Origin of the sequence: Streptomyces sp. NBC_01235, from assembly GCF_035989285.1 — a bacterium.
Lineage (GTDB): Bacteria > Actinomycetota > Actinomycetes > Streptomycetales > Streptomycetaceae > Streptomyces.
The window spans coordinates 2,162,849-2,181,501 of the sequence record NZ_CP108513.1; the positions used below are offsets into that span (position 1 = coordinate 2,162,849).

At 68.6% G+C, this 18,653-nt stretch carries 12 protein-coding genes; 11 read left to right on the forward strand and 1 reads right to left on the reverse strand.

Annotated features, from left to right (window positions below; translation table 11 throughout):
- Positions 1 to 37: 37 nt before the first annotated feature.
- Positions 38 to 1,195 carry a serine hydrolase domain-containing protein gene (locus OG289_RS09185; RefSeq protein ID WP_327313521.1) on the reverse strand — a complete coding sequence of 386 codons (1,158 nt, stop codon included), beginning with the start codon at positions 1,193 to 1,195 and terminating at the stop codon, positions 38 to 40.
- 334 nt (positions 1,196 to 1,529) lie between these two features.
- On the opposite strand from OG289_RS09185, the gene OG289_RS09190 reads away from it, so the two are divergent.
- The 11 genes from OG289_RS09190 (at position 1,530) to OG289_RS09240 (ending at position 18,640) form a co-directional block, all read left to right on the forward strand.
- Positions 1,530 to 2,150 carry a TetR/AcrR family transcriptional regulator gene (locus tag OG289_RS09190; protein WP_327313522.1) on the forward strand — a complete coding sequence of 207 codons (621 nt, stop codon included), beginning with the start codon at positions 1,530 to 1,532 and terminating at the stop codon, positions 2,148 to 2,150.
- Between the two features lie 266 nt (positions 2,151 to 2,416).
- Positions 2,417 to 3,559 carry an ABC transporter permease gene (locus OG289_RS09195; protein WP_327313523.1) on the forward strand — a complete coding sequence of 381 codons (1,143 nt, stop codon included), beginning with the start codon at positions 2,417 to 2,419 and terminating at the stop codon, positions 3,557 to 3,559.
- Positions 3,556 to 5,616, forward strand: a complete 2,061-nt coding sequence (locus tag OG289_RS09200; protein ID WP_327313524.1) for a dipeptide/oligopeptide/nickel ABC transporter permease/ATP-binding protein — start codon at positions 3,556 to 3,558, stop codon at positions 5,614 to 5,616. The genes OG289_RS09195 and OG289_RS09200 overlap by 4 nt, the downstream gene beginning before the upstream one ends.
- Positions 5,613 to 6,458 carry an ATP-binding cassette domain-containing protein gene (locus tag OG289_RS09205; RefSeq protein WP_327313525.1) on the forward strand — a complete coding sequence of 282 codons (846 nt, stop codon included), beginning with the start codon at positions 5,613 to 5,615 and terminating at the stop codon, positions 6,456 to 6,458. The genes OG289_RS09200 and OG289_RS09205 overlap by 4 nt, the downstream gene beginning before the upstream one ends.
- A gap of 80 nt (positions 6,459 to 6,538) precedes the next feature.
- Entirely contained in the window at positions 6,539 to 8,095 is a 1,557-nt protein-coding gene (locus tag OG289_RS09210) for an ABC transporter substrate-binding protein (RefSeq protein ID WP_327313526.1), read from the forward strand.
- A gap of 200 nt (positions 8,096 to 8,295) precedes the next feature.
- Positions 8,296 to 10,821, forward strand: a complete 2,526-nt coding sequence (locus OG289_RS09215) for an alpha-L-rhamnosidase (RefSeq protein ID WP_327313527.1) — start codon at positions 8,296 to 8,298, stop codon at positions 10,819 to 10,821.
- Entirely contained in the window at positions 10,818 to 11,627 is an 810-nt protein-coding gene (locus OG289_RS09220) for a sugar phosphate isomerase/epimerase family protein (RefSeq protein ID WP_327313528.1), read from the forward strand. The genes OG289_RS09215 and OG289_RS09220 overlap by 4 nt, the downstream gene beginning before the upstream one ends.
- On the forward strand, positions 11,624 to 12,727 hold the full coding sequence (locus OG289_RS09225) for a Gfo/Idh/MocA family protein (RefSeq protein ID WP_327313529.1): 1,104 nt from the start codon (positions 11,624 to 11,626) through the stop codon (positions 12,725 to 12,727). The genes OG289_RS09220 and OG289_RS09225 overlap by 4 nt, the downstream gene beginning before the upstream one ends.
- A gap of 247 nt (positions 12,728 to 12,974) precedes the next feature.
- Positions 12,975 to 14,126 carry a serine hydrolase domain-containing protein gene (locus OG289_RS09230; RefSeq protein WP_327313530.1) on the forward strand — a complete coding sequence of 384 codons (1,152 nt, stop codon included), beginning with the start codon at positions 12,975 to 12,977 and terminating at the stop codon, positions 14,124 to 14,126.
- Positions 14,127 to 14,241: 115 nt separating this feature from the next.
- A complete protein-coding gene (locus OG289_RS09235; protein WP_327313531.1) occupies positions 14,242 to 16,674 on the forward strand; it encodes a glycoside hydrolase family 2 TIM barrel-domain containing protein in 2,433 nt (810 codons plus the stop codon).
- Between the two features lie 319 nt (positions 16,675 to 16,993).
- Positions 16,994 to 18,640 carry a tannase/feruloyl esterase family alpha/beta hydrolase gene (locus OG289_RS09240; RefSeq protein WP_327313532.1) on the forward strand — a complete coding sequence of 549 codons (1,647 nt, stop codon included), beginning with the start codon at positions 16,994 to 16,996 and terminating at the stop codon, positions 18,638 to 18,640.
- Positions 18,641 to 18,653 lie beyond the last annotated feature (13 nt).

An 18,653-nucleotide genomic window follows, 5' to 3' on the forward strand; every position in this document is an offset into this window, starting at 1 on the left:
GGTGATGGGCGGATCGGTACGGTGACAGCGGGTGCGCTCATGCGGCGCAGGCCAGCGCCGCCGCGTTCAGGTCGCGGGAGCGCCGTACGACGCGGACGTCGTTCCGGTCGCACCCGTTGGTCAGGTAGACGAAGGACAGGCCGCTGTCCGGATCGGCCCAACTGATCTGGCCCGCGGCCCCGTTGTGCCCGAACGTCCGCGGTGTGGCGCCTCCACCGCCGACGCGGTGGAGGCGCGTCGGGTCGCCGCCCTGCAGCTCAAGGCCGCGGGTGCGGTTCGCGATGATGTCGAACGGTGCGGCGGTGAACGTGTTCCGTACGTTGGTCGTGACGTCGTGCCTGATCGCGGGGTCCCACACGCGCTTGGGGTCGTGCAGCAGGTGCTGATAGAACAGCGCGAAGCTCGCCGCGTCGCTCACTCCTCCGGCTCCTGGGAAACCGAACGCGACCAGGTCGGGCCGCTGCCACGTGATCAGGGCGGTGTCCGGGCGCACACTCGCGTTCCCCGCGGCCGCCGTGATCGCCTCAGTGATTTCGAGCGGCAGCGAGTCGACGCCTAGGAGGTCCTTCGCTTCCTCCTCCGTACTGGGCTCACCGGCGCCGACGATGCGCTGGAAATCACCCTGCCGGTCCTCGGGAACGCCGAGTTCGAGCCGGTCGAGGCCCAGGGGATCGAGTATCCGCTCCCGCAACGCCGTGCGGTGGTCGGTGCCGGTCACGCGCTCCACCAGCTCCGCCATCACGTAGTGCGCACTGAACCCGTGGTAGCCGTAGGCGGTGCCCGGTTCGAAGGTCGGCTTCCACTGTTCCATCTGCCGCACCCTGGCCGCACGGTCGAAGATCGAGTCGTGGTCGAGCTCCGCCTCCGGGAATCCCGCGGTGAACAGCAGGAGGTGTTCGAGTGTCACCCGGTCCTTGCCGTACGCCCCGAACTCCGGCCACAGGTCCACGACCGGCGCGAGGGGATCCAGCTTGCCCTCGCCCATCAACTGCCACACGAGCGAGCTGAACACCGGCTTGGTCGTCGACCAGATCGAGAACCGAGCGTCCGGCGGCGCGTCGCCGAGCGTCTCGTGCACGAGCACCTCGCCGTGCCTGGCCAGCGCGTACTGGCACGCCGGCAACAGCCCCTCGTCCACATCCCGTTGCGCCCGCGCCTTCAATTCGGCAACGCGCTGTACGGACAGTCCTGCCATGTCGATTCCTCGCGCTTGGTGGTAGGTGACCGGTCGAGGGTGCAGGCCGCGGTCCTTGATCTCTCCCCGGCGGTGTTCGGCTACGGGGCAGTCCTCGGCCGGTTCTCAGGGCGACTGCTACTCGGCGCTCTCCGCGTCCCGCTCGTCCGCAGCGCAGGGCGCCTGGAACTACGCACCTCGAACTGAATCTCAAGTGCAACTTGAATTTCATAGTGTCGGCTGCTCGGGTGCACGTCAACAGCCGGGCGAGAGTTGCCTGTCCCCATCGAGGATCCGCCGGTCACGTCACCGCGAGGCGAACGGGGCTGCATGCGGAGTCGGATACGGTGCTGGCATGTCAGAGCTCCGTCGGCGCGGTCCGTACGCACGGACGCGCGAGCGTCGCGCAACCATCGCCCAGGCCACGTTGGCGCTGGTGGTCGAGCACGGCCACCGCAGTGTGACCACGCTCGGGGTGGCGAAGCGCGCAGGCATCAGTGAAGCGGGGCTCCTCTACCACTTCCCCTCCAAAGAAGCGCTCCTCGTCGCGGCTCTGGCCTTGTTCGACGAGCAGGAGATGAGGCTGCTGGGCCCGGGCGAGTCCGTGGCGGCCGCACCCGCACTGGCCGTGGACGGCGTACGCCGCACCAACATCGTCCACCTCTACGCATCCCTGCTCGGCGAGGCCAGCAACCCCGAACACCCCGCGCACGACTACTTCAAGGAACGCTGGCGCCTCTCGCGCGCACAGCTGGCCCGCGACATCTCGCTGCTCCAGGAGACCGGAGAGGTCGGCTCCGCGGTCGATCCGGAACAGGCCGCAGCCTTGATCATCGCGGCCTGGGACGGACTGCAGAACCACTGGCTGGTCGACCCGTCCTTCGACATCGGCGCCCAGCTCGGAGCCCTCATCGACGCCGTCCTGCTGCGGTCCCCCAGCGGGCACCGGGGCAGCACGCGCAGGGTCACGCCGTAGGCGGTCGGGACTCGGCAACTGCCGGTTCACCCACCGGCAGTTCAACATCGGTAGCCGATGCGCCCGATAGTTCAGATTCCGCCGCCACCACCGGTGCGCCCGGCCCTTCAGATGCGGCATCCGCCGGCGGCTCCCGGTCGGCCACGCCCGTTGCGGGCATCCGCCGCCGGTTCGCCGGGCGGCCATACCCGCTGCCCACCCTGCCGCTCACTGCCTCAATTTCAGTGTGTGCTCGATATTGACGGCGTGCTGAGCCCAGTCCTACCTTGAGCCCGAACTTCAAGTGTCACTGGAAATTCAGCGGTCCGAAACCGGTCTGGAACATCGACCGCCGTCGACATCCGATCCGACCCACCTCCGGAGAGCGCCGTGCGCAACTTGCCTACCGCCGTGCCGCCACTTATCGCCTCCCCGTGGGGCGCTGCTCGCTCTGCGCCCGCAGGGGACCTGTCCATGCAGGACCTACCGTGCTGAAACTCCTCGGGCACCGCCTGTTGTGGTCACTGCCTGTCGTCTTCGTCGCCACAGCCCTGTCGTTCGTGCTCACCAGTGTGGTCCCCGGCGACGCCGCGCAGATGATGCTCGGTCCGCAAGCCACGTCGGACCAGATTGTCGCCCTCCGTGAGAGCCTCGGCCTGGACAAGCCGATGTTCGAGCAGTACGGGAGCTGGCTGGCGCATGCAGTGCGTGGTGATCTCGGAACTTCGACCCTCTCCGGTGAAGGCATCACCTCCCAGCTCAACGAGCACCTTGAGGTCACGTTCTCGCTGCTGATCCTTGGCACGCTGGCGAGTGCCGTTCTCGGTCTGACGCTGGGCATCACCTCGGCGGTGCGCGGCGGTGTCACCCGCAGCATCGTCGACGTCCTGTCGCTGGGCGGCATGGCCATCCCCAACTTCTGGCTGGCGGTGGTCCTCACCTCGTTCTTCTCGGTCACGCTCCGGCTCCTTCCAGTCGCCGGCTACGTCAGCTTCGCGGATTCGCCGGGGCAGTGGGCGCGGTCCCTGGTGCTGCCGGTGACCTCCCTGGCAATCGGGGGAGCCACGATCATCGCCAAGCAGACCCGCGACTCTCTCGGGCAGGTCCTGAGTCAGGACTTCATCAAGACGCTGCGGGCCAACGGCCTCGCGCACCGGTCGATTCTCTTCCGGCACGCGCTCCGCAACGCGGGTGTGCCGATCATGAGCGTCATCGGCGTCGTGTTCGTCGGGCTGATCGGCGGCACGATCTTCGTCGAACAGGTCTTCGCGATGCCCGGCCTCGGTTCCATCGTCCAACAGGCAACGGCCTCCCGGGACTTGCCTGTGATTCAGGGAGCGGTCGTGTACTTCACTTTGCTCGTCGTCGCGGCGAACCTCCTCGTCGATCTCTGTTACGGCGCGATCGACCCCCGGGTGCGTGTCCGGTGACCGGCATCGAGCAGACGGCGGTGGACCCCACGCCCGGCGACACCGGCCTGAGGGACGACTCGGCGGAGCAGGCGTCGGTGCCCCAGCGCCAGCCGCGGCGCGGGTCGGCTCTGTGGGCGTTGGTCCGCAGGCCGCTGGCGGTCCTCTCGCTCCTGTGGCTGGTGGCGGTCGGCGTGATGAGCGTGGGTGCGGACGCGCTCGCTCCGTACGGGCCCACGAACACCGACCTGACCCACGTGCTGGCCGGGCCCAGCGGGCAACACTGGCTGGGTACCGACCAGTTGGGCCGGGACATCCTCAGCCGCGTCCTGTTCGGTGGTCAGGGGGTGTTGCTGGGAATCGTGGAGGTAACGCTCGTCTTCGTCGTCACCGGCACCGCCATGGGTGTGCTGGCCGGCTACTTCGGACGCTGGGTGGACTGGGCGGTGCTGCGTTGGATCGAGCTCGCGGCGGCGCTCCCGGCCATTCTGATCCTCCTGCTCGTCCTCGCCGTGTTCCCCGGAAACCAGCACGTCGCGATGGTCGCTCTCGGCGTGCTCGGTGGGTCGGGACTCGCCCGGGTCATCCGCGGGGAGACGCAACGTGTCCGTACGGAGCAGTACGTCGCTGCGGCCCGTGTGTCCGGCCTCAGTGACGGTCAGATCCTGCTCCGGCACATCGTGCCGCGCCTCGCGACGACGATCCTCGTGCAGGCGTCCCTGATGGCCGCGGCCGCGGTCGGCGTGCAGGCGGGTCTGTCCTTCCTCGGGCTCGGCGTGCAGGAACCGGATCCGTCCTGGGGCGGTCTGATCACCCAGGCAAGCCAGGTTCTCGACCGATCCAGCTGGATGCTGGTGCCGTCGGGCGGCGTCATCGGTCTGACCATGCTCGCCCTCGCGTTGCTCGGCGACGCCGTGCGCGATGTGATGGTGCAACGGTGGAGCACCTCACCGGCACGGCACGGTGGCGCAGGCAGAGGTGAACCGCCCGTATGGGAGGAAGGCGAGGACGAGTCCACCGAACCCGGTGGGGCGACGGGGCAGGCGGCGCCGAGCACTCTGCTGGCGGTGCGCGGGCTAACGGTCGCCTTCGGCACGGGCGGCAAGCGCAGCGCCGTTGTCCAAGGCGTCGGTTTCCACGTGGACCGGGGCGAAATCCTTGGCATCGTCGGCGAGTCGGGCTGCGGCAAGTCGGTCACGGTTTCAGCCGTACTCGGCCTGCTGCCCTCCAGCGCCGAAGTCCGTGCCCGTTCCTGCCGGTTCGACGGAGCCGAACTTCTGTCGCTGTCCGACCTGGACCGTCATGCCCTGCGCGGAACCCGCATCGGCTACGTGTCCCAGGAACCCATGACGGCGCTCGATCCCACGTGCCGCGTCGGCGATCTGCTCGCCGAGGCCGCGCGCCGGCACCACGGTCTGGACCGGCGCGCCGCGCGGGCGCGGGCCGTCGAACTCCTCGAGCTGGTCAACATCCCGGATCCGGGTGCCGTTTCACGCCGGTACCCGCATCAGATCTCCGGGGGCATGGCCCAGCGTGTCGCCATCGCGCTCGCCCTGGCCGGTGACCCCGATCTGCTGGTCGCGGACGAACCGACGACCGCGCTCGACGCCCGCGTCCAGACCGAGATCCTCGCACTGCTGCGACGCCTGCAGGCGGAGCGCGGACTCGCCATCGTCCTGATCACCCACGACTGGGGCGTCGCGGCGCAGTTGTGCGCGCGTGCGGTCGTCATGTACGCCGGGCAGGTCGTCGAGCAAGGGCCAGTCGGCGCCCTGTACCACTCGCCTGCGCATCCGTACACGGCCGGCCTCCTCGCGGCCAACCCGCACCGCGCACTCGACCGCACATCGGCCGACGGCAGCACCGCCACGCACCTGACGAGGCTGCCCACGATCCCGGGCACCGTGCCGCCTCCGGCCGCCTGGCCCATCAGCTGCCACTTCCAGGACCGCTGCCCACTCGCCGCTGCCGACTGCGCGCAGCGCCCGATTCCCCTGGCCGCGGTCGCGGCCGAGCACCACAGCCGCTGCATCCACATCGACCGCGTGCGGGAACTCGACATGGAGGATGCCTCGTGAGCCGGACCGACACGGCGCCCACTCAGCCCCTGCTGAGCGCACACGGAATCGTCCTCGACTATCCGCAGGGGTTTCGCCGCAAGCCCGCCCGCGTTCTCCACGGGGTCGACATCGACATCGCCGAGGGCGAAACCCTCGGCCTGGTCGGCGAATCGGGCTCGGGCAAGAGCTCCCTCGCCAACATCGTCCTGGGCTTCCGGCCCCCGACCGAAGGGCACATCCGGTTCCGGGGGCGTGACATCACCGGAGCCGGGCGGCGAGAGCGCCGGGCCCTCAGTTCGGAGATCCAGGCGGTCTTCCAGGATCCGTTCAGCTCGCTGAATCCCACGCGGCGGGTGGGCACGTCCATCGCCGAGCCGCTGCTGTTGCGGTCGTCCTCGCTGTCGCGGCGGGACATCGCGGCGCGCGTGCGGGACATGCTCGTCCGGGTCGGTCTGCCGCCCGACGCCGCGGACCGCTATCCGGCGCACTTCTCGGGCGGACAACGGCAACGCATCGCCATCGCCCGCGCCCTGATCATCAATCCATCGCTCGTCATCTGCGACGAGCCGGTCAGCGCGCTCGATCTCTCCGTGCAGGCCCAGATCCTCAATCTCCTCGCCGAACTGCAGGAGTCGATGGGCCTCAGTTATCTCTTCATCGCGCACGACCTCGCGGTGGTGCGCTTCCTGTCCCACCGCATGGCGGTGATGCACCAGGGCCGCATCGTCGAGACCGGCCCGGCGGAGCGCGTCTACAGCGCGCCCACCGACCCGTACACCCGGCAGCTGCTCGCCGCGGTGCCCGACCCGGATCCCGAGCGAGCACCCTCCCAGCGGCTCACCGTCGCACAGGACTCCTGATAACACCCCCGCCGTACGCGAACCGGGCCGCCGGCACCGACACCCGCTCCGGGCGCGCGGCACTCCATGGAGGAAGTTCCATGAACAGAGGATTCACCCGCACCACGACATTGCTGGCCGGTGCCCTGTGCGCCGCACTGACCGCGACGGCCTGCAGCGGCACGGCCGACTCGTCCACGGGCAAGTCCGGAGGCACGCTCAACGTCGTCTCGCTCATGCCGCCCAGCACCTTCAACCCAGCGCGCGCGGGCATCACCGTCGGGGAGAACTGGTACACCCCGCTGGCGTACGACTCGCTCATCCACCGTGGCCCGAACAGCAAGTACGAGCCCGGCCTCGCCACTTCGTGGAAGTACGTCGGCAAGGGCAACCGTGAGTTCCAACTCACCCTGCGCCCAGGTGTGAAGTTCGCGGACGGCACACCGGTCACGACGGCCGCGGTGGTCAATTCGCTGAAGTACACCTTCGCCGATCCGAACAGTCCGCAGGCGCCGTCCCTCGGCAAGGTGTCCGTCGAGGCAACCGGCGACCGCACCGTCACCCTCAAGCTCGCCCGGCCCAACCCGGAAATGCCGTACAACCTGTCGTCGACCACTCATCTCAGCTCGGTCATCAGCGCGAAGGGACTCGCCAACAAGAAAGCACTGGGACACCAGACGTTCGGCGCAGGACCGTACGTGCTCGACGAGAAGGCGACCGTCTCCGGTGACCACTACACCTACACGCCCAACCAGAACTACTACAACAAGTCCGCGGTTCACTACGACAAGATCGTCATCAAGGTCGTCAGCTCGACCAACGCGGCGCTCTCACTGCTGAAGACCGGCGCCGCCGACGTGGCACAGGGCGACGTCAACACGCTGGACAGCGCCAAGAGCGCCAATCTCAAGACGTACTCCACCCTGGTCGCGGAGACCGGAATCCAACTGACCGGCCGTGCTAAGAACGCTGGGTCGAAGCCCCTGCGCAGCAAGCTCGTCCGGCAGGCACTGAACTACGCCGTCGACCGGAAGGCCATCGCCGAGGGGCTGTTGCACGGCACCGGCAAGCCAGTCAACCAGATCGGGACACCCGGCACGCCGGACTATCTCGAGTCGGAAGCCGACCGCTACACCTACGACCCCGACAAGGCGAAGTCCCTGCTCGCGAAGGCGGGTTACCCGAACGGCTTCAGCGCCACCATGCTCAGCTTGACCGTGAACCCACCCGCCGGCGACGTCGCACAAGCCGTGATCTCGGACTGGGCCAAAATCGGTGTGAAGGTTCGCGTGGTCAACGCCAGCGACGGCGCCAAGTACTCACGGGAGTATCTGAGCGGGGAGCATCCCATGGTGTCCTACGGATACGGCTACATCCCGTTCTTCCTCTACGCCAAGCAGTTCTACCTTCCGACACCTGGCCTCATCTACGGCGGCGACGACCCACAGCTGGCGTCACTGGTCAAGCAAGGCGACACGGCGACGGGCGCCGAGCAACGCTCGCTCCGCGACCAGGCCACGCGGCGGGCCATCGACTTGGCCTGGCTCGTGCCGGTAACGAGCTTCTCGGTCTTCTACTACACCTCACCCAACGTGAAGGGTGTGAAGGTCGACCTGCAGCGTCCGCTCCTCGACCTCACCGAACTCTCCCTCGCCTGACAGCGGCAATTCCGACGGCAGTCGTGCTCGGCGTGGACCCGGCGGTGCACCACCCCGCCTGGTGACATCGGCCTGGCGCGAGGGAAGTCTCGGGCCGGTGGCCAGAGACCCCTGCCACGTGGCCGTACGCGTGTCCGACCGGCCCACGACACCGTTCGAGCCGCACGCGGCCAACTGTCTCCGAACGAGAAATGGACATCATGCTCTCAGCACAGTTCGAAGCCGCCGGCGCGGTGTTCGTCGGCTCGCCCGAGCGACGCGTGGGCGAGCCAGGCGATCCGGCGGTGTACTTCCGGACCGAGTTCGAGGCCCACCCGGACCTCCTGAGCGCAACTCTCCACATCACAGCCCTCGGCACCGTCGAGCCCTATCTGAACGGATCCCCGGTCGGCGACGAGGTCCTGGCCCCGGGCTGGACGACCTACCGGCACCGCCTCCTCGTCCGCAGCCACGACCTCACCGCCACGGTGCGCACCGGCACAAACGCGTTCGGCGCGATCGTCGGCGACGGATGGGCCGTCGGCCGCCTCGGCTTCGAGGAGATCACGCGTCCCCGGATCTACGCCGACCGCCCCGCCCTGCTCTCCGTGATCGAACTGCGCTACCCGGACCGGACGGAGTACGTCGCCTCGGGCGAGAGGTTCCGGTGCGGGCAGGGCTCCGTACGCGCCAACTCCCTCTACGACGGGGTCACCATCGACGCAACGCTCGAACCAGCGGGGTGGAACGAGCCCGGATTCGACGACCGCACCTGGCACAAGGCCGAACCGGTCGACTGGGACATGGCCACCCTGGCCGAGGCCACCGCGGAGCCGATCCGACGCGTCGAGGAACTGCCGCCACTGAAGATCTGGAAGTCCCCCGGAGCAACCACGGTCGTGGACTTCGGGCAGAACCTTGCCGGTTGGGTCCGACTCCGCCTGGACGGCCCCCGCGGAACCTCGGTCTCCGTGCGGCACGCCGAAGTGCTCGCCGGCGGCGTGCCGGACTACACGACGCTGCGCACGGCCGAGGCGACCGACCAGTACGTTCTTGCTGGCAACGGCCCCGAGGAGTTCGAACCGCGGTTCAGCTACCACGGCTTCCGATACGCCGAGATCGGCGGGCTTCCCGGTGACCTGCTGCCGGATGACGTACGGGCCGTCGTCGTGCACAGCGACATGACCCGCACGGGATGGTTCGAGACGTCGAACGACCTGCTCAACCGGCTGCACGAGAACGTCGTCTGGTCGATGCGCGGCAACTTCGTCGGCATCCCCACCGACTGTCCGCAGCGCGACGAGCGACTCGGCTGGACGGGCGACATCAACGCTTTCGCCCCGACGGCGACGTACCTGTACGACGTGCGTGGGGTGCTGATGTCGTGGCTCGACGACCTCGCACTTGAGCAGAAGGACTTCGGCTTTGTCCCGTACGTCGTACCCGATGTGCAGCCGGGCCACGACACGCCGACGGCCCTGTGGAGCGACGTAGCGGTGCGGCTGCCCTGGCAGCTGTACTGGGAGTACGACGACGAAGAGATTCTCCGCCGCTGCTACGAATCGATGGCGTCGTTCGCGCGCAGCGTGGTGCCACTGCTCGATCCGACGGGCGTGTGGAACTCCGGCTTCCAGTTCGGGGACTGGCTCGACCCGTCCGCCCCCATGCACCAACCCGGCCAGGCCAAGGCCGACCGCCATCTCGTCGCCACGGCCTTCTTCCACCAGACCGCACGTGAAATGGCACGTGCTGCGGACGTGTTGGACCGTGCGGACGACGCCGCGTACTTCACGGAGGTCGCGGATCGGGTCCGAGCGGGGTTCCGTGCCGAGTACGTGAGCTCCAGCGGCCGTATCACCGGCGAATGCGCGACGGCATACGCTCTGGCCATCAGGTTCGGCCTGCTCGACGAGGACCAACTCCCCCGTGCCGGCGCGCGCCTGGCCGACATCGTGCGGCGCGACGCCTACCGCATCTCCACGGGCTTCGCGGGCACGCCGCACCTAGCGCACGCCTTGACGACGACCGGGCACACGGACGACGCCTATCGCCTGCTGCTGCAGACACAGGCGCCCTCGTTCCTCGATCCAGTCGTCCGCGGAGCCACCACCATCTGGGAGCGGTGGGACGCCATCCTGCCCGACGGCACGGTGAACCCGTCCGGAATGACGTCCCTCAACCACTACGCGCTCGGCTCCGTCGCGAACTGGATGCACACCGTCATCGGAGGTGTACGGGCGACAAGCCCGGGCTACCGGACGATGCGGATCGCACCACGGCCCGGCGGCGGCCTGACCCATGCCCGGACCGCGCACGACACCGTCCACGGGCGAGTGAGCCTCGAGTGGGAACACGAGCACGACGCCATGACCGTCCGTGTCACGATCCCGGACGGCGCCACCGCCGTAGTGGCGCTGCCCGAGCATCCGGACCGGGCGGAGCACGCCGTGGGTGCCGGCCAGCACACATGGACGTACGCGCTCACTGCGACACCCGACTTGCTCACTCTCGACAGCCCGGTGGAGCGCCTCGCCGCGCACGACGCGGTCCTCGCGTCGGTGTCCGGCATCCTCCGGGATCACCTGCCTCCCCACCTGGACGTGGAGCAACTGCTCCGCCGGTCCATGGCCCTGCCGTTGTCCGTGCTCCTGAACGAGCTCCCCGGGGTGACCGACCACATGCGCCGCGAACTGAGGGCGGCCATCGAGTGCAACAACAACTCTTCCGAAAGGCCTCTGTTTCCATGACGTATTCCGTGCAGCTCTACTCCGTTCGCAACGCGCTGGCAGACGACTTCGACGGGGCGATCCGGCGACTCGCCGAGATCGGCTACCGCCGGGTCGAACCCTGCGCCTTCGAGACCCGCACCGAGGAACTCGCCGCGGCGTTCGCGGAGCACGACATCACGGCTCCGACGGGCCACACCCTCCTGATCCCCATTGGCGCCCCTGCGGACATCGCCGCCGACATCCCCGCCGAAACCCCGCCCGACCAGGACGAGATCTTCGCCGCCGCTCAGCGACTCGGCATCGGCACCGTGGTCCACCCCCTCGTCCCGGCCCAGCGCTGGCAGGACATCGAGGCGATCCGCGACACCGCGGCCCACCTGAACGCCGCGGCGAAGAAGGGCGCGGACTACGGAGTTCGCGTGGGGTACCACAACCACGACTGGGAGATCTCATCGAAGATCAAGGGCGCCACCGCCCTGGAGGTCCTGGCGGACCTGCTCGACCCCGGACTCGTCCTCGAGGTCGACACCTACTGGGCCGCCGTGGGCGGCGAAGACCCCGCCAGGCTCCTGGAACGCCTCGGCGAACGCGTGGTCGCCATCCACATCAAGGATGGTCCGGCCACGAAGGACACGGCCGCGCAACTCCCCGCAGGGAAAGGCGAGATCGACGTGTGGGGGATCATGGAAGCGGCGAAGCACCTCGAGGTGGGCATCGTCGAGTTCGACGACTACGCCGGGGATATCTTCGAAGGCGTCGCCTCCTCGCTGCGCTACCTCGAGGCCGGCCCTGGCGCCGCCCGCACCGAGGGCGGTGCCCGATGAGCCGTGGGCCGGTCGGGGTCGCCGTCATCGGCGCCGGCGTGATCAGCAAGGAGTACCTGGGCAACCTCACGACGTTCCCGGACCTGAAGGTCCACGCCGTAACCGATCTTCTCCCTGAAGCCGCGAAGGTCCGCGCGCGGGAGTACGGCATCCCTGAGCACGGCGCTCCTGAGCTCGCCCTGGACCACCCGGACGTGGAGATCATCGTCAACCTCACGACACCGGCAGCCCACGTCGAGATCGCGACCGCGGCGGTGCGGGCGGGCAAGCACGTGTGGAGCGAGAAGCCCTTCTCGCTGGACCGTGAGAGCGGGCTCCGGCTGCTGAAGGAGGCTGACGACGCCGGCCTGCGACTCGGGTGCGCGCCGGACACGTTCCTCGGAGCCGGTCTGCAGACGGCCCACCGGATCATCGAGCGCGGCGACATCGGGGTCCCGCTCACGGCCCAGACCATCTTCCAGACCCCGGGACCGGAGTCGTGGCACCCCAGCCCGGCATTCCTGTTCCAGCGTGGCGCGGGGCCGCTGTTCGACATGGGCCCGTACTACCTCACCGCACTGGTGCAGACCTTCGGCAGCGTCCGCCGGGTCTCGGCGGTCGGCTCCATGGCCAAGGCCACCCGCATCATCGGCTCGGGCCCGCGAGCGGGCGAGGAGTTCGAGGTCGAGGTGCCCACGCACGTGAGCGCCCTGATCCAGTTCGCGTCCGGTGGCTCCGCGAGCAGTACCTTCAGCTTTGAGTCCCCGCACATCCGGATGGGGTTCGTCGAGATCACCGGCACCGAGGCGACGCTCTCGCTGCCCGACCCGAACACCTTCGACGGCGAGCTGAAGATCTGGGGTATTGGCGACAGCGAGTGGACCAGTGTCGAGACCACCGGCCCGGCGGCTGGTCGCGGCCTGGGCGTGCTCGACATGGCACGCTCCCTGCGAGGCGGTGAACCGCATCGCGTCACTGGGCAGTTGGCCCACCATGTCCTGGACACGATGGTGTCCGTATCCGAGTCGATCGACACAGGCTCGTTCATCGACGTCGCAAGCTCGGCGCTGGCCTCGGGTCCGCTTCCGGAGGGCTGGTCGCCGAGTGAGGCAACTTTGTAGCCTCCGTCTGATCTTGTGCGAGGAACCCCTGGGCGTTCACGCCGGAGCCGCATGCCGGGTAGCGGCAGCGGCCGACACCGCTGCCGCTCACCTCCCCTGACCTGCCTGAAGCGGAGCATGGCGACGGCCCCGATCGGCGCCGCCAGCGTTCACCACCGCCGCTGATGAGCGAGACCCAGGCGATCTGCACTGGCTGAGCTGATGCCTCACTTCGTGCCCCATCTGCCCCACAAGGAGACAACCGACGATGAGCTCGACGAGCCAACCCTTGGCCGCGATACATGAGCGTATCCAGGCCGTGGTCGACGAAGGCATCTGGCCTGCGGCGCAGTTCGCCGTGGCCCGGCACAACGAGACCGTGGCGTTCGAGTCGTTCGGGGACGCCCGGGAATCCGACCGGTTCTGCCTGTTCTCAGCTACCAAGCCGATCGTGGCCTCCCTGGTGTGGCAGTTGATCGGGGAGGACCTGATCGGCCTGGAGACCCGGGTGGCCGAGGTATGGCCCGAATTCGGCGCGCACGGCAAGGACGTCGTCACCATCGAGCAAGTGCTGCTGCACACCTGCGGGTTCCCCAACGCCGCCATCGAGCGGGAGACCGCTGTCACGCGCGAGGGGCGATCCGCGCGCATGGCGGACTGGCGATTGGAGTGGGCGCCCGGCAGCCGCTATGAGTACCACCCCCTCGCGGCGCACTGGGTGCTGGCGGAAGTGGTCCAACGGGTGACCGGACAGGACTACCGGGAGGCGCTGCGCGCCCGCGTGCTCGACCCGCTGGGGTTGGAGCGTCTCGAACTGGGCGTGCCCAAGGAGCGGCAGGGGGACCTCAAGCCGGTCATCGCAACCGGCAAGCATCCGATCGCAACGCTCGAAGCGCTGTCCGGACGCCGCGTCGACGAAGCGGTCCTGAAAGCGAACGAGTCGGTGGTGCTGTCGCTCGCGAACGACCCGGAACTCATCGCGGTGGGTGCGCCTGGGGGCGGGGTCTTCTCGGACGCGGCGAGTGTGGCGCTCTTCTACCAAGAGCTCATCTGGAACTCGACGGAGCTGTGGCGGCCGGACGTGTTGGCGGACGCCACGGGCCGTATCCGTAATACCTTCCCTGACCCGGACCGGGTGGGTGCGAGCGCCAACCGAAGCATCGGCCTGGTCATCGCGGGGCCGGACGACGGCGCGGTGCTGCGGGTGCCGTCGCGCGATGCCGCGATACCGATGCGGCCGTTCGGTGGCTGCACATCCCCGCGGGGCTTCGGGCATGGCGGAGCCGGCGGGCAGTCCGCTTGGGCGGACCCGGAGACCGGCCTTTCGTTCTGCCTGCTCACCAGCGGGCTCAACCGTGACGTTCTGGCCGATTACGAACGGCACATCCTGATCGAGTCGTTGGTGTCGCGGTGGGCGTGACGCTTCCGCACCACCACTCCACCCCCACGAATGGACAGGTGACCACGTGATGCACCCCGCCCTGCACTGCAGCGTCAGCGAGAGCAAGATTTCCTGGAAGGAGCAGCGGTAACCGATGAAGCGCACTTCTTTCAACGACGGCTGGGAGTTCGGGCCGAAAGGCAACCAGTTCGCCGAACTCTCCGGCGGCACCACGCCGTACCGGCCGGTGCCGGTCCCGCACGACGCCATGCTCGGCCGACAGCGCACCGCCGACGGGAACAGCGCGGGCGCGTACTTTCCCGGCGGCGCGTACGAGTACCGCAAGACCTTCCACGTGCCGGCCGAGGACGAGGGCAAACGCATCCTCGTCGAGTTCGAGGGCGTCTACCGAGGCGCGATGGTCTACGTCAACGGCGCCTACGTGACCCAACGCCCCTACGGCTACTCGCAGTTCCGCGCCGACATCGGACCGCACCTGCGCTACGGCGCGACGAACGAGATCCGGGTCGAGGCCCGAACCCACCAGGACTCCCGCTGGTACACCGGCGCCGGCATCTACCGGGACACCTGGCTCCTGATCGGCGGTCCGGTACGGATCGCACCCGAAGGCGTCCGCGTCACGACGCTGGAGAGCGACCAGGAACGGGCCGTGGTGGAGGTCGCCGTCCGGATCGAGAACGACGAGCGCGTACTGCGCACCGTCCGACTCGGCATGGAGATCACGGACGCCGACGGCCGCGCCGTGGCCACCGGCACGGCGCCGGTCACCGCGGAACCGGGACAGCAGGCGATCGCCCGGCAACGGCTGTACGTCCGAGACCCCGCCCTGTGGAGCCCCGAGCAGCCCGCGCTCCACACCGCCACCATCACGCTGGACGACGACCGGGACACCACCGAGCACACCACCTTCGGTATCCGCACCCTGCGCCTCGACCCGACGCACGGCCTGCGCCTCAACGGAACTCCGGTGAAGCTGCGCGGCGCCTGCGTGCATCACGACAACGGCCCGCTCGGCGCGGCCACGTACGCCCGCGCCGAAGAGCGCCGCGTGGAACTGCTCAAGGACGCCGGCTTCAACGCCATCCGGATGTCCCATCACCCCATGAGCAGCGCGATGCTGACGGCCTGCGACCGGCTCGGCATGTTCGTCGTCGACGAGACCTTCGACATGTGGACGTCGGGGAAATCCGCCTTCGACTACAGCCTCCACTTCGCCGAGTGGTGGGAACGCGACCTGGAGGCAATGGTCGCCAAGGACTACAACCACCCCAGCGTCATCATGTACTCGATCGGCAACGAGATCCCCGAGACCGCCTCACCCGTCGGCCCCGTGTGGGGCCGTCGCCTTGCCGAGAAGACCCGTGCGCTCGACCCCACCCGCTATGTCACCAACAGCATCAACACCACCCTGGCCGTCATGGACGACCTGTCCGCCATGGACCAGAACGAGGACGCCCAGCAGGCGGACGAAGACGGCACGGGCATCAACACGTTCATGGCCGACGCGGCCGCTCACATGGACGCGATCAACACCTCCGAGCTGGTCACGCGCAAGACCGAGGAGTCCTTCGCGCTCCTCGACGTGGCCGGCATGAACTACGCAGAGGCCCGCTACGACCTCGACCGCAAGCTCTTCCCCAACCGCATCATCCTCGGCACCGAGACCCTCCCCACCCACATCGACCGCATCTGGCCCCTGGTGAAGGAACACGGCCATGTGATCGGCGACTTCACCTGGACCGGATGGGACTACCTCGGCGAGGTCGGCATCGGCCGCCCTCAGTACCGCACGGAGGGTGAGCCACCAGAGAGCTTCATGGCGGCCTACCCACACCTGACGGCCGACTGCGGCGACCTCGACATCACCGGCCACCGCCGACCCGCCTCCTACTACCGCGAGATCGTCTTCGGTCTGCGCACCGACCCGTACCTCGCGGTCCGCCGCCCGCAGCACCACGGAAAGACCTACGCAGGCACGCCCTGGGCGTGGAGCGACGCCATCTCCTCCTGGACCTGGCCGGGCTTCGAGGACGCACCCGTCACGGTCGAGGTCTACGGCACTGGAGACGAAGCCGAACTCTTCATCAGTGGCCGCTCGCAGGGTCGACGGCCGCTGGAATCCTTCCGTACCGAGTTCGACGTCCCTTACGAACCAGGTGAGTTGCTGGCCGTCACCTATACCGGTGGCGCGGAGACCGGCCGCCACGCGGTGCGGACCGCCGGAGCCCTGGACCGCCTGCGGGCGGAGAGTGATCGTGGCGTCATCACGGCCACCGGCGGCGACCTGGCTTTCGTCTCCCTCACCCTCACCGACGCGACCGGCACCTGCCACCCGGCCGCCGACCGCTCCGTCCGCCTCGAAGTCACCGGCGACGGAGTCCTGGCGGGCTTCGGCAGCGCCCGCCCCTCGACCGACGAACGCTTCGACATGCCGGACCACCACACGTACGAGGGCCGCGCGCTCGCGATCCTGCGTCCCACCGGGCCGGGCGAGATCTGTCTGGTCGCTTCGGCGCGGGACTGCGACCCCGTGAAGGTCACGGTCGCGGTGCAAGAGGGTCGTTGAGGGACATCCTGTGCTCTCCATCGCCGGTCGGCACCTTGTCCCGCCAGAGCAACTGCCTCGCGCGGTCTCGGTGTCGATGGCCGGGCGGTCCGGCCCTGTCCCTGTCCTGGTCGCCGGCCCTGCCGAAGAAGGCGCATGCACAGAAGTTCGGTTCACAGAAGTGCAGTTCACGGATGCGCAACTGTGCACTGCCGGCGCATTTCAAGCGCAGCGCCTACTCCCTAAGGTTGCGGCCGCCGCAGATCCGCCGTTCCGAGGCGTGCCGGATGACCTCAGGCACGGAGTCCGGCAATGTCCTTCCTGCTTCCGAGGAGAAGTCATGAGATCCGCCCTTGTGCGTGCACTGGCAGCAGCCGTCGTCGCGGTGCCCGCGATGGTCTCGCTCCCGGCAACGGCCGGGGCCGCGACGGCGCCGCCCTCCACATGCGAAGAGCTCACCGAACTGGCCATCCCCGCCGACGCCCTGGACCTCCCGACATCGGGAGGACGTGTCACCGAGACGAAGACCGTCCCCGCCACCGGAACGGGTTCCGGGGCCATCGGCGAGTACTGCCAGGTCGACGCGGAACTGTTCCCCGTCGACCCCGAAGCCCCGAACATCGAGATGCGCATCGCGCTCCCGGCCGAGTGGAACGGCAAGGCGATGATGTTCGGTGGCGGAGGCTACGACGGCGCCATTCCTTCGCTCACCGACAACGTCCCCTTCGGCGACGCCGACGAGGGTGTTCCCCTGGCCCGCGGATTCGCCGTCTTCGCCAGCGACTCGGGCCACCAGCTCGCCCCGAACGACTGGAACCACGCGGGCGCCTTCGCGATGAACGACGAGGCACTGCGCAACTTCGCCGCGGACGCGCTCAAGAAGACGCGCGACGCCGCGATGTTCCTCATCGACGAGCGCTACGGCAGCCAGCCCCGCCGCTCCTACTTCGCGGGTGCATCCAGCGGCGGCCGCGAGGCCCTGGCCGTGGCGCAGCGCTGGCCCCGTGACTTCGACGGAGTGATCTCCGGCGCTCCGGCCTGGAACGCCGCCACGCTCGACCTGTGGTTCGGTCACATGACGCAGATACTGCAGCGTCCCGGCGCCTTCCTGAGCCGCGAGAAACAACAGTTGATCTACGACCGGGTCATGCAGAGCTGCGACGGCGACGACGGGGTACGCGACGGCGTCATCTCCGACGAGGCCGGATGCGACTTCGACCCGAAGGTCCTGCGCTGCGCCGGCGGCAAGGATCGCGGCCCCACCTGCCTGTCCGACGCGCAGGTCAAGGCGGTCCGGGACCTGTCCTCACCCGTCAAGTGGGGCTACAAGCTGGCCAGCGGTGAACGCGGCTATCCCGGCACTCCCTTCTTGTCGGGGGCGGATCTGAGCACTCCGGGGCTCGGGATCGGCAGCAGAGCCCCGGCCCACCCCCTGGACTTCACGGCAGCCTTCGCCGCCCTGTTCTGGGACCAGTGGGCGAAGTACTTCATCACACGCGATCCCGACTTCGACGGACTGAAACTGGACCCTCTCACGCCCGGGAAGTGGAAGAAGCGCATCAGCGAACTGACCGCACTGCAGGACATCAACAACCCCGACCTCACCGAGTTCACCAAGGCCGGCGGCAAGCTCCTGCTCGTGCACGGGACGGCGGACCCGACCGTCAGCCATCGCTCAACTGCCCAGTATTACCAGCGGGTCCGCGCCACAATGGGGGCACGAGCCACCTCGAAGTTCCTGCGGATGTACGCCATCCCCGGCATGGGCCACGGAGGCCCCGCCGCGTTCACGGCCAGCTGGGACTCGCTGAGCGCCATACAGCGGTGGAGCGAGAAGGGAATCGCACCGCACGAGCCGGTCGTCACCGACATCAACCCGGCCGCCAACGGGCGTACCCGGCCGCTGTGCGAGTACCCGGAATGGCCCCGATACAACGGTCTTGGCGACCCCGACCGGGCAGAGAACTTCAGCTGCGTGCGCTCGTGAGCGACTCTCCCAG

Excerpts from the sequence above, each read along its gene's own strand:
- OG289_RS09190 (WP_327313522.1), top strand. The coding sequence starts at position 1,530 with ATGTCAGAGCTCCGTCGGCGCGGTCCGTACGCACGGACGCGCGAGCGT.
- OG289_RS09235 (WP_327313531.1), top strand. The coding sequence starts at position 14,242 with ATGAAGCGCACTTCTTTCAACGACGGCTGGGAGTTCGGGCCGAAAGGC.
- OG289_RS09225 (WP_327313529.1), top strand. The coding sequence starts at position 11,624 with ATGAGCCGTGGGCCGGTCGGGGTCGCCGTCATCGGCGCCGGCGTGATC.
- OG289_RS09230 (WP_327313530.1), top strand. The coding sequence starts at position 12,975 with ATGAGCTCGACGAGCCAACCCTTGGCCGCGATACATGAGCGTATCCAG.
- OG289_RS09240 (WP_327313532.1), top strand. The coding sequence starts at position 16,994 with ATGAGATCCGCCCTTGTGCGTGCACTGGCAGCAGCCGTCGTCGCGGTG.
- OG289_RS09215 (WP_327313527.1), top strand. The coding sequence starts at position 8,296 with ATGCTCTCAGCACAGTTCGAAGCCGCCGGCGCGGTGTTCGTCGGCTCG.
- OG289_RS09220 (WP_327313528.1), top strand. The coding sequence starts at position 10,818 with ATGACGTATTCCGTGCAGCTCTACTCCGTTCGCAACGCGCTGGCAGAC.
- OG289_RS09210 (WP_327313526.1), top strand. The coding sequence starts at position 6,539 with ATGAACAGAGGATTCACCCGCACCACGACATTGCTGGCCGGTGCCCTG.
- OG289_RS09185 (WP_327313521.1), bottom strand. The coding sequence starts at position 1,195 with ATGGCAGGACTGTCCGTACAGCGCGTTGCCGAATTGAAGGCGCGGGCG.